The organism is Streptomyces sp. NPDC047028, assembly GCF_040644095.1.
Lineage (GTDB): Bacteria > Actinomycetota > Actinomycetes > Streptomycetales > Streptomycetaceae > Streptomyces.
This window is the reverse complement of record NZ_JBEYVS010000056.1, coordinates 1-14,509: the sequence shown is the minus strand read 5'-3', so window position 1 is coordinate 14,509 and position 14,509 is coordinate 1. Positions and strand designations below refer to the sequence as shown.

The following is a 14,509-nucleotide window of genomic DNA, read 5'->3' as shown; positions in this document are numbered from 1 at the left end:
ACGAACGAGCCAGAAGCATGGGTGCCGTCGCCTGGCACGGCGCGCGGGTGTACTACCGCGGGGATATCACCGATCTAGTGCTCGATGCCGTTCGCCCATTGTTCGAGCGGCTCGAGCGATCAGTGGTTCTTGCCTACCACGCACCCGGGTGGCGCCGCGGCCCGCATCTGCAAATGAACGTCCTCTGTGACCTCGAGGTCTACGATTCCGTCGTACGACCGTCTCTCGAGGAATGTATCGGGTCATACCTGAGGCAGCATCCGGGGCCCACCACACTCGACGGCGAATGGACAGCCCGGCAACTGGCCAAGCGGGCGGAGCTAGAACTCAGCCCCGAGCCGTACTGGCCGTTGGCCGATCCCAACACCATTCGCTTCGAGTCCACCGCCCACTTCGGCGTCACCGATCCCGTGCAAATGGACCTGCTGACCCGGTTTCTGTCGGCCACCACACCACTCTCCTTCACCATGTTGGAGGAGGTACGCCGAGGGCGGACAGTAGAATCCGTGGCCTACGACCTGCTCATAGCCACCGCGCACACCATGTGCAAGGGCCCCGGCGGCGTCCCGGCGCTCGTTCACGGATTCGCGGCGTTCCGCGGGCATGCCGAGGGCTTCATCGCGGCGTGCGGTGACGCCGAGGGAATGCGGTCGCGTCTCGACGGCCTGTACCAAAGCCGCCGGGCAGCGCTGATCCGCCGGCTCGACCGGGTGATCGCAGCGGTGGATCACGAGGATCCCGAACTCCCAATGGTCCGTCCGTGGGTGGAGGTCGCGACCCCGTTCCGCGACGAGGCACACCGCCTGCTGGCCGGGGGTGCCATGTCGCTCCCACGGCCAGGTCACCACGGGGTGAGCAGCGACATCCTGCGACAAGCGTGGATCGACAACAGCGAAGTCCTCAGCACGATCCGCGACAGCGAGGTGGTGCGGAGATACCTGTACGAAGATCCGGACTTCCAACCGTACCGGGTGATGCTCTCGTACACGTACTTGCACCTGCGCCGATTGGGCTTGGCCGCGCCGCAGCGCTTCGCGCTCTGCCACCTGGCCGCGAATGCGGTCGAGGACCGCTTCGGGGGGTCGGCTCTGCAAAAGCTCCGCAGCGTGGCCGCTGGTGGAAGTGGCGCCCAGGCCACGGGCGGAGGTCGGCCGTGATCGGAAATCCGCCTGTCCGGACCTGGCAACTCACAGCCGTCCGCGGCACTCAGCACCCGTTCCCTGCGGTTGCGGACGTCCGACGCGGCGATGTCTTGGCTCTGCCGGCGCCTCCGTTGCGGCCGCCACCAGCGATCGCCGGGCGCCCGATCAACGTGTCGGATGTCGGGCTGATGCTGCATCGCACCGCTGGTCTGTCTCGGTTCCTCTGGCGGCGCGCCAGCGAGACGATCGGTGGTCCAGTGCCGTTCGACCCACCGGTATCGGTAGCGGCCCGGCCGGTACCGTCGGGAGGGCGGTGCTACCCGGTCGATGTGGCCATTGTCGTGCGGGGTGTCGCTGGTCTGCAGGACGGTGCTTACCGCTTCGATCCCCGTCATCACCGGCTGGCCGTTGTGGCTGGCAAAAACCATGCCGACGCAGTGCTGGAGCAAGGGACCCCCGGTCCCGGCCCGACGGTCGCCCTGATGGTGACCGCCATCCCCGAACGGTCGACCCCATACTACGGCCGGCTCGCGGAGAAACTCGCAGCGCTAGAAGCGGGAGCGGCGGTGTTTCAGGCGGTGGCTGCGGGGGCCGCGGCCGGATTGGGCGCTCAGGTGCACTTGCGTGGCGGGACGGTTCTCGCTCCCCTTACCGGCGACACCGCGGCCGGCCTGCGGCCAACTGCGCTGGTCGTGTTCGCCCGGGGCGGCCTTGGCGGGGCGTTGAGGAGGGTGGTCTCCGATGACGCTCTCGCATCGGCTGTGGCGGCCATCGACCACCGGGCCTCCGCCGCGTTGGGGTACCACCCGGCAAGCGTCACAACTGCCCGAGCCAAAGCACTGCTGGGTACGGTGGCCACACCCTCAGCGGTTGACGCTCTCGACAGCACCGTCCGCCTCCGGATCGCCGTGCAACGCGCTCCCGGCATACCAGCGCTGTGGTCGGGCGGGGTGGAGGGCTGCAGGCCGCTGGCCTGCTCCCGTACCTCATCCATGCCGGCCGACCTGGCCTCGGCTGCAACCTCCCGCGTCCTGCAACGTGAATGTCTCGAAGGCAATTTCGTCATAGCGGCGATACCGCCTCCATTGCCGACTTACCGACAGTCAGGTGCAAGGTCGCCCCACGAGCACTGGGTCGCCGCCGGAATGGCCCTGCAGCAGGCATCCCTGGCCGCCGCAGCAATGGGCTTTGGGAGTCGCATGCACTGCGACTTCGACGCGGATGCCGTCCGGCGCGTTCTCGGCCCGAGTGGCGAGCACATAGCGGCCCTGTTGACCGTGGGGCTGTGTCCGCCACACCGCACCCGGCCGGAGCGAAGCCTGTAACTCCCTCAAGTTGGAAGAGGATCCATCCATGACAGATTCGATCAAGATACCCCCGACCCGCCCGATGACCCCAAAGTACTTCCAGGACCCGTTCCCCACGTACCAGTGGCTCCGCGATAACGCGCCTGTCTACCCGGCCCCGGTCCCTTATGGCCCAAAGCATATCTGGATGGTGACCAGGTATAACGACGTGAAAGCTGTTCTCGTCGATCCGCGGTTCAGCAGCGACCCCAAATACGCGGGGCCAGCCCTGAAGATGTTCACCGAAATGTTGGACGCGTTCTCCGGCGCAGCTTCGATGAATAGTACCGACGGCGCAGACCACGAAAGAATTCGGTCTGTGGCTGCTCGCGCCTTCACCACGCGCAGCGCCGCAAGGTGGCGCGAAGTCATCGCATCTGCCGTTGAGCAACTTCTCGACAGCCATGCGTCCGGGGAGCGTATCGATCTAATGATGTCCTACGCCTACCCGCTCCCCATCATGGTGATCTGCGAGGTGCTCGGGATCCCCACTGCCGACCAAGGCCAGCTCGGCCGGTGGGTCCACGCCATGTCGAGCACAGAGCCTGCCGAACGCGCGAACGTACCGGTCTATGTCAGGGAGTTAAGGGAGTACACCCGCGCGACGATCGCGGCCAAGCGGGCCGCCCCGGACGACAGGTTGCTGACGTCCATCATTACGGCGTGCGACGAGGAAGGGCAGTTGACCCATGAGGAGCTCGTGGTCATGGTCGCGGGCTTCTTCGTAGCCGGCTACGACACGACCGCCAACCTCATCGCAAATGGAGTACTAGCTCTGCTTGATCATCCGGACCAATTGGGCTTGCTCATAGAGCACCCGGACTTGGCGTCCGCCGCGGTGGACGAAATTTTGCGCTACACCGACACTGCGACGTCCCAGTGGAGGTGGACCACGGAGGCGGTCGAAGTCGCCGGTGTCACGATCCCCGCAGGAGAGACAGTGTTCCCCGTGCTCGGCGCGGCCCACCGCGACCCGACGGCGTTTCCCTCACCGAACGAATTCCGGATCACCCGCCGTCCGAACGCACACATCGGATTTGGATACGGGGTTCACCGGTGCCTGGGGGCCGCGCTCGCCAAGCTCGAGACGGAGGTGGCGGTGCCCGCCCTCTTCCGCAGATTCCCGGCACTCAGGCTGGACTGCGAGCGGAGCGAAATCTGGTATAAGCCCGCGATGATCATCCGTAGCCCCGCGGCGGTTCCGGTCATTCCTCTCCATTGATGAATCGTTGGACGCATCGTCCGCGCGAACGAAAGGGAACGCATGACTCCGCGCTTGATCAGCGCCCGGTGCACCGAGGCCACGTACCGCCAGCTTCTGCCGGCGGCCCGGCCCGCATGCAATACACCGGGCGGCGGCACATGACCGAGCAGCAAGAGACAATGTGGCACATCGTCGGCGAGGGAATGCTCCGGGCCGCTCTCGATGACACTGTCACCACGACCGTTCACGGCTCGCAAACTCTACTGGTCTCGGCCTACGACACTGTGGATGACGAGCGGGACGACGCCCTGGCAGCACTGGCGGCTTCCCGTGGGGAGCATTGGCTTCCCATGCGGGCCACCACCACAGAAGTGCTAGTGGGCCCCCTGGTCTCCCCCGGTGTCCCCGGCTGCCACCGATGCGTGCGATCACGCGGAGAGCGGCTCAGCCCCGAAGCGCGTGCTGCGCCTGAGGTGCCGTTGCGGTCGGAGACCTCCACCGCGCGACTCCTTCCGACGCTCGTTCACGTCGCCTCGTCGATCGCAGCCGAGGAGACCCGCCGATTCTGCATGGGCCAGTTGCCACTGACCCAACTTGGTCTTCTCGTCGTGGCCCGGCACACACACCTGCCACAACTTCACAGATTCATACCGGAAGCGGGATGCGTGTGTGACCCCCTTTACGACGATGATCGCACGGCAGGTTTGCTCGTGCTGGACAGAGCTCGCAAGCCCCGGCCAAGCACCTTTCGCGAGCATGACATTGGACCTCAACTACCTTATCTGAAGGGAAATTTCATCGGTAATAGAACCGGAGTCATAGGACGTCTAGCACAAGTTGAAGATACCGCGCTGCCGACCTTCGAAGCCGCGGTCGGTCTGGCGGGCCGACGGCCAGAGATCGCCGTCGGACGCGGCACGAACGCAGAGGCGGCGGCCGCTACCGCTGTGGCCGAAGCGCTGGAACGGCTGGGCGGGTGGCGGCCCCGAGGCCGCCGCACCGTGGTCCGAGGCAGCTTCCAGGACCTAGCAGGTGATGCGCTAGATCCCATCCTGCTCGGACTCCACTCCCCGGAGCAGTACCTCGAAGACGGCTTCGGTCACCAACCGTACTCGCCGGACACGGAGTTACCCTGGGTCTGGGGGTACTCGTGCCGCGCCGGACGCCCCGTCCTCGTGCCGGAGTCCGTGGCGTACTACGGCAGTGCCACGATGCGGGACCTGCCCATCGTTCAGGAGACTTCCAGTGGCTGTGCAGTGGGGAGCAGTCTGGCGGAAGCTGTGTTCCACGGCCTACTGGAAATTCTAGAGCGCGACGCCCTCCTTCTCACCTGGTATTCCCGCGCCGCCACGTCACGAGTTTCCCTCGCGTCAGCACCGGACAGGAGAATCCCCTTGCTGGCCGATCGGGTTACCGCCTTCACGGGCTATGACATCGAGGTCTTCGCGATGACATTGAACCACGGGGTGCCCGCCTTTCTCGCCCTGGCATCCGATCTCACCCGGCGAGCAGACCGGCCAGCCCGTATATGCTCCGGTAGCGCAGGACCCGACCCACATACCGCCGTGGCCAGTGTCCTGCACGAGGTAGCGACGATGGCAGCCGTCCTCCCCCACCGGTATGCCGGCCAGCAGGCCGACGCACTGGCCATGGTCCATAACAGTGCACTCGTCCGCGAGATGCCAGACCATCTGGTGCTGTATGGACAACCAGCTGCGTCCGACCGGTTCGACTTTCTCAACGACGGCCGGGTTCTGGAATTCTCCGACCTCGTAGAGCACGCTCAGTGGCCACATCACACTGATCTGTGTGACGACGTCCGAGAGCTGATCCGCCGCTGTCTGGCTGACGGACTCGACGTCATCATCGTGGACCAGACCAACGCCGAGCACCGCCGCGCCAATCTTCGCTGCGTCAAGACACTGGTCCCGGGCGCCCTGCCGCTCACATTCGGCTATCGCTTCCGACGGACCCACGGTCTGCCTCGGCTGCAACGGGCGCATCGAATATTGGGCCAGACCGACAGAGCCCTCAAGGAGATCAACCCCCACCCTCACCCATTTCCGTAATGCTCGAGCCTTATCAGGTCAGCCAGCCGTGACCCTCAGGGGCGCAGGGCAGAGGCGTAAATGGGGCCAAACCAGTTGGTGAGCTGATGGCCCGTCAGGGCCCTAAAGATGAGGTATACGGATGGGCGTGGTGGGCGCCAAGGGTCGGGGGGCTTTTGACCGGCTGCCAGACTTCGGACCGCCATCCGCTGCACGAAGCCGCTCGCGCAGGCCAAGCATTCGCGCGCCAAAATGATCGGCAGCCTGCCCGGCATGCGCACCAGACGCCGAGTTCATCGCCGCAACGTGGGCAACCTGGCCTTCAGAAGTGCCGATCACCTGGCCAGCTTGACTTCGGTCGCGTCAGCAGCAATCTACGCAGGCCACACCATTGAGGGTGTGCTGAGAGCCATGCACTCGGCGGCCGCTGGCAAGTCTTAAGATCTTGCGCCGCCTCCAAGGCGTACTACCAACGAAAACGGATCGAGAGTAGGGGCACCAACACGTCCCCTTACCCTCGCGCGCCGACGCGTCCCACGCGACCAGGAGGGTCCGGCGCAAGCGGGGCCCACGCCGACCTCGGTCCAGTCCCGTATCCGCTGCCAGCACCTCACCCCGCTGCTGCCGAACCTCGCGGCTGGCACGTCTGCCCAGTCACACCGGTGCATATGACCTCGACGATGCCTCACTCGCAAGATGCAGCGGTGTCCGCCGGTCAGACGGCCCGGACGGAGCCGAGCCACGGGTGCGGCGGTACCAGCGGGGCGACACGTCCCCACAGGTCATCACGCGCAAACTCTGCCGCCCGAACAGCTCAACGGCCCAGCCACCTGAGTCAAGCTCATTCTGAAATGATCAGTAAGGTCCATTCACGTTGTCGATCGACCCGTAGACATGGGCGGCATAGTTACATGCTGCAGTGATGTTGGCAATTGGGTCATAGATGTCCCACGAGGTTCCATCGACGTGGTAGGCCTCAAATGTTGGCTCAATCACCTGCATCAGCCCTTTGGAGGGGTGGCCAGCCCGGGCGTTCGAGTCCCACAGATTGATGGCGTACTGGTTCCCGCTGGACTCTCGCATGAGGTTTCGGTGGATACCTGAGAAACTCCCGGGAATGTGATACGCAACCAAAATCGTGAGGGATTGATCGATCCACGTGTCGACTGTTTGGTTGTCCGCCGCCTTGGCAGAAGGGGTGAATACCGTTAGGGATGCCATTGCTGCTACGACTGCCGAGAGCATCAGTTTCGTTGCCGTGAGGCGAAGCTGGCAGAATCGGACGGTGAGCGGAATCATATCTAGTCTGTCTCCTTCGGTCGAACCACCCGGACAGACAAAAAATGCAACCGCCTCGAGGAGCGCCCCAGAGCGATCGATACTCAGGAGGTGCCCGGACCGGGGCGAATTGTCCTTTATGTGCTAAGATTTCCCTAGCCAGGTTGGTAGGAGAATTGCCGACCCCGCGGGGCGGCGGATCTCGTTGTTCAGCCGTTCCTTCGGGTTGTTCGGCTAGATCTGCCGCGAGATCTCGCGAGGGACGCGGTGAACGCCAGCGCCTCGCCCTGAGCGGCATCCAAGTGAGCTGCGACCTTGGGAAACTTGCCAGAACCGAAACATTCAGCGTCTACGATCACCCCGCGTCAATACCGCAGCCATCGCCGACGCATGCTCTGATCAGCGCCCTGCCTTTTACGAGTATGTAATACTCAAGGCAGCGAAGGCGTCACACACATAGTTAACTCATGTGAGCCAATGGGACTACCGACATCTGGTGGGCACGTCCAGCGGGAGCGAGGGCGGCGGCCTGAAGAATCCTTTGGAAGGTTCGGCTACATGGCACCGATAGATCTTGCCATCCGGCAGGCCATGCGATCTCGCTGCCGCTACCGAATGGCTGCAGTTCTCGTGGCCGGCAACCGGGTGCTGGCCTGGTCCCCGAACCTCCGCCGCAACAATCCGATGATCGATTTCAGGCATGCCACCTTCCACGCCGAGGAAGCCGTACTTCGTCGTGCCCGCCACACTGCAGGGGCGGTCATCTACATCGCCCGCGTCAACCTAGCGGGCTCGCCGCTACTTGCCCGGCCCTGCCCCCGCTGCCAGCAGGCCCTGGCAATCGCTGGAGTCACCCGTGCCCACTACACCACCGGTGCCACCACTGTCGGCACCCTGGTTATTGCCGGCTCATCCCTCCACCAGACGCCAGTGCCAGTGCCATAGGGGACCGCCGCTGTAGCAACTTCCCCGACGAGCAGTCGGCCCTCAAGGTGCACTACGGCGACATCCGCGACCGCCAGCCCCACAGACTCCACATCACGGGCCAGCGAACGCACCGGCATCTCGGAGGGCATTTCCGCGGGGCAAGGGGATGCTGCTGGATACAACAACGGGCATTTACCGCCATCGCGGACTTTCAGCCAGCACAAGGGAAGGAGATCGGGTCGACCAACCCACTGAAGCGGCTGAACCGGGAGATCAAACGGCGGGCCGACGTCGTCCAGATTTTCCCCAGCCCCACCGCCCTGGTTGTGCTCGCCGCCGGCGTCCCGGCCGAACACACGACGAGTGGCAGGTCTTCAACCGCCGCTGGCTCTACGAAGCTTCCATGACCTAGCTCTTCACCACCAAGCCAACGGACCCGCAGAACACCCAACAACCGGAACCGAAACAGCCTCCGTCACTACTCCTCGCAGGACATGACCGGCGCTGGGCTGCCTGCACTGCACGTGGCCTAATCCGCAAACTTTGGCCGTTTCGGTGGTCGGGGTCTTGCCCATGCACATCCGGCGTGGTTCAGTGGCTCAGCCACTCAGCCACTCAGCCACTCAGCTCAGCCAGGCATCAGCTGGTAAGAGAGGACGATTCATTGGAAACGTTGCCACGCAATACGATGGTCGACGTACTGGAGAACCAGCTGCGCGAGGACATTCTCGCCGGGCGCCACCCTACGGGCAGCTACCTTCCGCCAGAGCGGGAGCTGGCCGAAGGGTACGGCGTCACCCGCACCACGCTGAAGCACGCCTTCGGCCGGCTCATCCAGGCCGGCCTCCTGGAGACCCGGCATGGCGTCGGGACCTGGGTCCGGGACTTCGCGAAACTGGGTGGCGCCGACCTGTTGCCCATACTGGTGCGCCACAGCCCCTCCTGGCTCCATGAGGTATTCGAAGTCAGGCGAACCGTCGGAGCGTTGATCGCCGAGCGAGCCGCCGTAAAGGCCTCCACGGAGCAGCGCATCGAACTCCGTATGCTGCTCACAGCCGTCGGCGAGGCGAACGACCGCGACGCAGTCCAGCTCGCCGATGTGGAGGTGCACCGGGCTCTGGCACGTGCGACGGACAACCGGGTCTACGGCCTGCTCACGAACACCCTCCTCAACGCCTACCTACCGATGCGTTCGCACCTCGTCGCTCCGTTCTTAGACCCTCGATCGGCTCACGACCGGCTCGAGCCCATCGTCGCCGCAGTGGAGGCCGGTGACCACCAGGCCGCCCATGCGGCAGCCGACTCGTATCTGGCCGAGACGGCGCAGATCATGCTCGACGAACTGGGGACCTCCTGATGAGCCCCAGCACCACATTCGAAGAATTCATGTTGGGTGAAGTGCACCTCGACGGAGAGGAATCCCCGCGGCGGATGCGCCTGGACCTCTCCGTGTGCACCCAAGAGCTGATGCTGCTGCACCGCACCACTGACGCACGGGCGACTGCGCGAGTGCGGATCGCTGGCTTAACGGACGACCCGCATGCCACGGGTGCGATCGAAATCTCGCCTCTGACCAAAAGACGGATACGCTATCGAGTGGTATTCACCGCTCAGGGCAGCCGCTACTCCTTCGACGGTTGGAAGTCCATCTCTCTGTCGCGGCCGCTGAAGTCCATGACCGTTCTTCCCTTTACTCTTTTAAAGGACGGCAAGCTGGCCGGGCGTGGAACTCTGCGCTTCCCGGTCACTACCGAGCTGTTGCCGTTCCTCGCAAGCTTCCGCTTCCCCCGCCGCGACGAGGCCGACCGTCACCTGGCTCCGCGCTGGGATGGCAAGCCGGGCCACATAGAGGTCTGGTACACCACGCTGACCGACCCTATGACCCGCACCGGGCTCTGGCTACACCACGAAGTGGTAGCACCCAGCGACGGATCGCAGGCGTATGCGCACGGCTGGGTAGCCCTTTACCCACAGGAGGGCCCCCACTCCACGCCCGCTTCGGTCCCCAGCCGTGGCAGCTGAGCAGCCGCGGATTCAGTACCGGGGGCGTCTCCGTCAGGCCTGGCGAACTGGTCGGCAGCGCGAGCAAGATCAGCTGGAAGCTGTCCGAATCCCCCGAGGACTGCGATCCTCTGTACACCTTCCCCCGCTGGTCGTGGCGGCACCAACTGCTGCCCGCCGCACACATGGTGCCCGCGGCCCGCTCCTCGTACTCCGGGATCGTCGCCTATCAGGGCGGCGAGCTTCATCTATCGGACGCTCCGGGCGCCACAGCGCGCATCTACGGGCACAGCAATGCACGCCGCTGGGCCTGGCTGCACGCTGATCTTGGCGGCGGCGATGTCCTGGAAATCGTGGCCGCCGTGTCGACACGGTCCGCCCTCAAGCAGCTGCCCCCGCTCGTCTTCCTACGGCTCCGTAAGAACTGCGAAACCTGGCCGCGGCGCCCCGAGCGCACTGCGGTCGGCTGGGCAGGTCTGGGCCGATTCAAAGCCCGGATCGGCCTGCCGGTGTGGACGGTGACCGGCCGCGCAGGAGGACGCCGCATCCACGTCACGATCACCCAGCCGGAAGAACGGACCCTCGCCGTGGACTACACGGACCCCGATGGGAGCACCGCCGTGTGCCACAACAGTGAGGCGGCCGATGCGCACGTCATCCTCGAACAACGACAGGGCCGCGCCTGGCGCACCGAGGCGGAGTGGACTCTCAAGGGCACCGCGCATGCGGAAGTGGGCACTCGGTGAGCCGCCGGCTCAGCGGCCTGGTCGCCGCAGTGCTGGCCGACGACGGGAGTGAGCCGTGGGTGAGGGCGGTGCCGCGGCGGCTCGAAGGGATGCTCGCCTTCATGCCGCGGGCCGCGGCAGCCGGGGTGCGCAGCGCGGCCGCCGCCCTCGACACCTACGCCCGGGCGCGCACCGGCCAAGGACTGGACGCTCTCAGCCCGGACCGCCGCGAGGCGCTCCTCGCTTCGATCACCGGGCAGAAGGCCTTGCTGCCGCTCCTCGATGTCGTGAAAGTGCCGTTGATGCTCGCGGCGGGGACCGAACGGATGCTCCACGAGGAGTCGCTGACCATCACTCCGACTGCCGACCCCCCGCTGGACTGCGTGCCGTCGACCGAGTGGCCGGACCGGACGACTGCCGACGCCATCGTCATCGGCTCCGGCGCGGGCGGGGCCATCGCGGCCCGCACCCTGGCACGCATTGGGATGACTACCGTCGTGCTGGAGGAAGGCGAGTGGCACACCACCGAAGAGTTCGGGCGGCGGGCACCCCTGGACCGGTTCATGAACATGTACCGGGATGGTGGGGCAACCGTGGCACTCGGCAACCCACCCGTGGTCATACCCACCGGCCGAGCCGTCGGCGGCACCACCATCGTTAATTCCGGTACCTGTTACCGCACTCCGGACCGCGTTCTGTCCCGCTGGCGAGACGACTTCGGTCTCGACATCGCCGACGCCGACGCGTTCGGGGCGCGGCTGGACGAAGTCGAGCGTACCCTCCGGGTCGCAACCCAGCCCCTCGACGTGCTCGGTGACAACGGCCGCATCGCGCTGCACGGCGCGGAGCGCCTAGGGTGGGACGCAGGGCCACTACGCCGCAACGCGCCCGGTTGTAAGGGTTCGTGTCAGTGCATCGTCGGCTGTCCATCGGGCGCCAAGCAGAGCGTACAACTATCCGTGCTCCCCGACGCCTGCGCCGCCGGGGCCCGTATCGTCACCTGCGCCCGCGTCGAGCGCATCCTCACCGAGAGGGACCGTCCGGGCGGACCGCGCGCGGGCGGCGTGGCCGTCCGACGTCCTGATGGCACGACGCTCGAGATTCTCAGTCCCCTGGTCGTGGTAGCGGCCGGTGCGCTGCAGTCACCGCCACTGCTGCGCCGCTCCGGCCTCGGCGGGCACCCGAGGCTGGGTCGGAATCTGGCCATTCACCCGGCCATCAGCACCGCCGGGCGTTTCTCGGAGCCGGTCACCGCGTGGCGAGGAGTGTTGCAAAGCGTGGGAGTCGAGAAGTTCCACAGTGACGGTATTCTCCTCGAGGCGACGGCCGGACCGCCCGGCATGACCTCGTTCGTTCTGCCCGGTGTGGGTCGCGCCCTGCGGGCCGAATTGGACGACGTGGCTTCGCTCTCCACATTGGGCGCAATGATCGCCGACCGTCCGTCCGGCCAGGTTTTCGGTGCTCGCCGCAGCCTGATCCGCTACAACCTGCACCGTGACGACGCTCGTAAGCTGCTGTGCGCGATGGAGGCGCAAGGCAGAATTCTGTTCGCCGCGGGCGCGGTGGAAGTCCTGACTGGCATCGCGGCCGCCCCACGGGCGCGCACGATGGAGAAATTCCTCGAGGTGTTGCGCGGGGTGACGCCCAGTCAGCTACACTTGACGGCCTTCCATCCTACCGGGACGGTCGCGATGGGCGCCGACCCGCAGACCGCGCCGGTGAATCCGGACGGTTGGCTGCGCGGCGTACACGGCGTGCTGATCGCGGATGGCTCGCTGTTGCCGACCTGCCCCGAGGTCAACCCACAGGTCACGATCATGGCAGCCGCACTGGCGGTCTCCGAATCCGCCAAGCAATCACGAGCCCTTCGGTAGACCAACGAGCCGAGGACACATCCTATGCGGGGTACATCACGGATGAACAGCGCTCCGCTTACTGTCCCTAGCCTCGCAACGTGGAGTCCCTGATTGCAGGGGAAGTTGAGGTTCATGCAGTGACGAAGACCCACCGACAAACCAACACATATCATGAAACGGGATTCGCTCCGCTAATCCCTCGGGCAGGCCACGCAGAGCAGCAGGGCGGTTTTCTATCCTCTTGCATTACTGATGAGACGTCAGTATTTGCATTACGTCCACTGCCCCTCATTTCACCTTCCCCACGAAGAACATCCATATTTTCCTATCAGGAATCCGATCCGCCCTCAATTCCTCGCTATTTTTTTCGCGGTTCGAAACGGCAGGCCATTCACGGCTATGGGGCAAGTCCCGCCCAAAGGTCAGACCGGCGTTGTGCGGTCCGGGCGCCAGCCCCGAGCGCGGAGGTCCCCGCCGACGCGCAACGCGAAACCCCGGCCCCGATCCACGAAACTGCCGCGCCACCCTAGCCCGCCCCCACCCTTCCCTCATTAGGGCAGTGAGAGCGGCAGCAGAGGGCCGGCCGCTGGTCGAGGACAGGGGGATAACGCAGGAGTTTGCGCGTGGCACAACGAATCACGACTGAGGCATTATGCAACACGACAGAAATTGGCCCCCTATCGGCACTGCCGAACGTTCGTCAACAGAAAGGCGTAAGGGTCCAGCACGGGGGAGATTATGACCCCTCAGGCAGTAAAGGACCATAGTCTCGTCCATCACAATCAGGACGACAACTCCATGCGCATTCGGTTCGACACGACGTCCGGTCCCATCTGAATTCTTCTGCCCACCGCTCGAGGGCCTTGAGTTCCACATCATCCACGACAGCTACAGCGGGTCTCGCATTCTCGGAAGCTTCCCGGGCACGACCACCCGGGGTACTCCCCTTTCGGTGCGTGCTAATGTGGGTGCTCGAAGGTTCCGGCAGGTCCCGTCGCCCATCGCGGCGACCAACCGACTGGGGCCGTGGCGGTTCAACGAGGACGTCGTGGTTGCGGCTCTGACGGCCCCTCAGAGCACCGGCTGACGTCGTACGGCGGGTACGGGGCCGGGGAGGCGCCAACCTCGCAGTGCCGCGAGCGGCTTCAGCGGCCGTGAGTGCGACGCTCCAAATCGTCGAGCCGCATGAGGGCGCCCGTAATGTGCGCCAGACCTTTGCGCGCTTCCTCGGTCTCCTTTCTGAACTGTTCTTGCACACGTGCTGATTCGGCCCGCTCCTGCGGGGTGGTGACGTGATCCGACCACCGCATCATCGGGCCCGTCGCGCCGGGAGCCCGAGCGGACGCCTCAGTCCATGCAGCCACCACTCCGGTCAAGTGCTCGCGAAGCGTCTCATCCGTCCTGCGTCCGATCATGTCCTTGATGGCCCGGCCGGTCTCCCTGCGCTCCTCTGCGGCGAACCAGTCGGCCCGGCGTCCCTCGGCGACGATGTCCTCGAGTCGAGTCCGCGCAGTGATGAGCGCTGTGCGCAAGTCGTCCGGTGCCGTGCCCAGGGCGAGCATGTTGCGGCGGTCCAGCATCTTCCGGATGCCCAGATAGATCCCGTTGCCAACAGCCCATGCGAAAGCCAGCCAGCCGGGCGTCCACTTGAGCCAGTCATGCCACCAGAGCGTGGCCGCAGCGAGCGACGTCATGGGGAGATTCTGGCGGCATCGAGTGCGTGGCGCGCGCAACTCGAGCCTTTGCTTTTCCGGCCGGATGAACTCGCCGGCTGGCGGGCCTCGCTGCTCAGCGGACGTGTCGCAGCGCGCTCATGTCGGGAAGTGATCCGAGCGGGTCTAGGCCGTTTCTTTCAGATCATCGGATCGTTGGCCTGGTGTGTCGCTGACTGACGCCCAGTGGGCGCGCATCGAGCCGTTGTTGCCGGACCGGACGCCGAAGCGGGGTGGCTGATGGCGTGATCACCGGCAGGTGATCACGCC

At 65.3% G+C, this 14,509-nt stretch carries 11 protein-coding genes and 1 pseudogene; 10 read left to right on the top strand and 2 right to left on the bottom strand.

Going from position 1 to position 14,509, the window contains the following annotated elements:
- The first annotated feature begins 17 nt into the window (after nucleotides 1-17).
- From ABZ854_RS33000 to ABZ854_RS32985, 4 genes are all read left to right on the top strand, one after another.
- Nucleotides 18-1,157 (top strand): thiopeptide maturation pyridine synthase, encoded by a 1,140-nt coding sequence (locus ABZ854_RS33000; RefSeq protein ID WP_361218479.1) that lies wholly within the window; start codon nucleotides 18-20, stop codon nucleotides 1,155-1,157.
- A 173-nt stretch (nucleotides 1,158-1,330) separates the two neighbouring features.
- A complete protein-coding gene (locus ABZ854_RS32995; RefSeq protein WP_361218476.1) occupies nucleotides 1,331-2,467 on the top strand; it encodes a nitroreductase family protein in 1,137 nt (378 codons plus the stop codon).
- 28 nt (nucleotides 2,468-2,495) lie between these two features.
- Entirely contained in the window at nucleotides 2,496-3,710 is a 1,215-nt protein-coding gene (locus ABZ854_RS32990; RefSeq protein ID WP_361218473.1) for a cytochrome P450, read from the top strand.
- Nucleotides 3,711-3,850: 140 nt separating this feature from the next.
- Complete coding sequence (locus ABZ854_RS32985) at nucleotides 3,851-5,761, top strand: TOMM precursor leader peptide-binding protein (RefSeq protein ID WP_361218470.1); 1,911 nt, start codon at nucleotides 3,851-3,853, stop codon at nucleotides 5,759-5,761.
- An 834-nt stretch (nucleotides 5,762-6,595) separates the two neighbouring features.
- Here ABZ854_RS32985 and ABZ854_RS32980 read toward each other — a convergent pair.
- Complete coding sequence (locus tag ABZ854_RS32980; RefSeq protein WP_361218467.1) at nucleotides 6,596-7,039, bottom strand: transglycosylase SLT domain-containing protein; 444 nt, start codon at nucleotides 7,037-7,039, stop codon at nucleotides 6,596-6,598.
- 456 nt (nucleotides 7,040-7,495) lie between these two features.
- On the opposite strand from ABZ854_RS32980, the gene ABZ854_RS32975 reads away from it, so the two are divergent.
- The 6 genes and pseudogenes from ABZ854_RS32975 (at nucleotide 7,496) to ABZ854_RS32950 (ending at nucleotide 12,545) form a co-directional block, all read left to right on the top strand.
- On the top strand, nucleotides 7,496-7,963 hold the full coding sequence (locus tag ABZ854_RS32975) for a hypothetical protein (RefSeq protein WP_361218464.1): 468 nt from the start codon (nucleotides 7,496-7,498) through the stop codon (nucleotides 7,961-7,963).
- 176 nt (nucleotides 7,964-8,139) lie between these two features.
- Nucleotides 8,140-8,351: pseudogene (locus ABZ854_RS32970) on the top strand (transposase); the annotation flags it as partial.
- A gap of 282 nt (nucleotides 8,352-8,633) precedes the next feature.
- Complete coding sequence (locus ABZ854_RS32965) at nucleotides 8,634-9,302, top strand: GntR family transcriptional regulator (protein ID WP_361218461.1); 669 nt, start codon at nucleotides 8,634-8,636, stop codon at nucleotides 9,300-9,302.
- Nucleotides 9,302-9,967, top strand: coding sequence for a hypothetical protein (locus ABZ854_RS32960; protein ID WP_361218458.1), 666 nt, complete (start codon nucleotides 9,302-9,304; stop codon nucleotides 9,965-9,967). The genes ABZ854_RS32965 and ABZ854_RS32960 overlap by 1 nt, the downstream gene beginning before the upstream one ends.
- A gap of 164 nt (nucleotides 9,968-10,131) precedes the next feature.
- The gene (locus ABZ854_RS32955) at nucleotides 10,132-10,692 is read left to right on the top strand and encodes a hypothetical protein (RefSeq protein ID WP_361218455.1); all 561 of its coding nucleotides are present in this window, start codon (nucleotides 10,132-10,134) and stop codon (nucleotides 10,690-10,692) included.
- Complete coding sequence (locus tag ABZ854_RS32950) at nucleotides 10,689-12,545, top strand: GMC family oxidoreductase (protein WP_361218453.1); 1,857 nt, start codon at nucleotides 10,689-10,691, stop codon at nucleotides 12,543-12,545. Before ABZ854_RS32955 ends, ABZ854_RS32950 begins: the two co-directional genes overlap by 4 nt.
- 1,127 nt (nucleotides 12,546-13,672) lie before the next feature.
- Here ABZ854_RS32950 and ABZ854_RS32945 read toward each other — a convergent pair.
- A complete protein-coding gene (locus ABZ854_RS32945) occupies nucleotides 13,673-14,221 on the bottom strand; it encodes a hypothetical protein (RefSeq protein WP_361218450.1) in 549 nt (182 codons plus the stop codon).
- Between the last annotated feature and the right edge of the window lie 288 nt (nucleotides 14,222-14,509).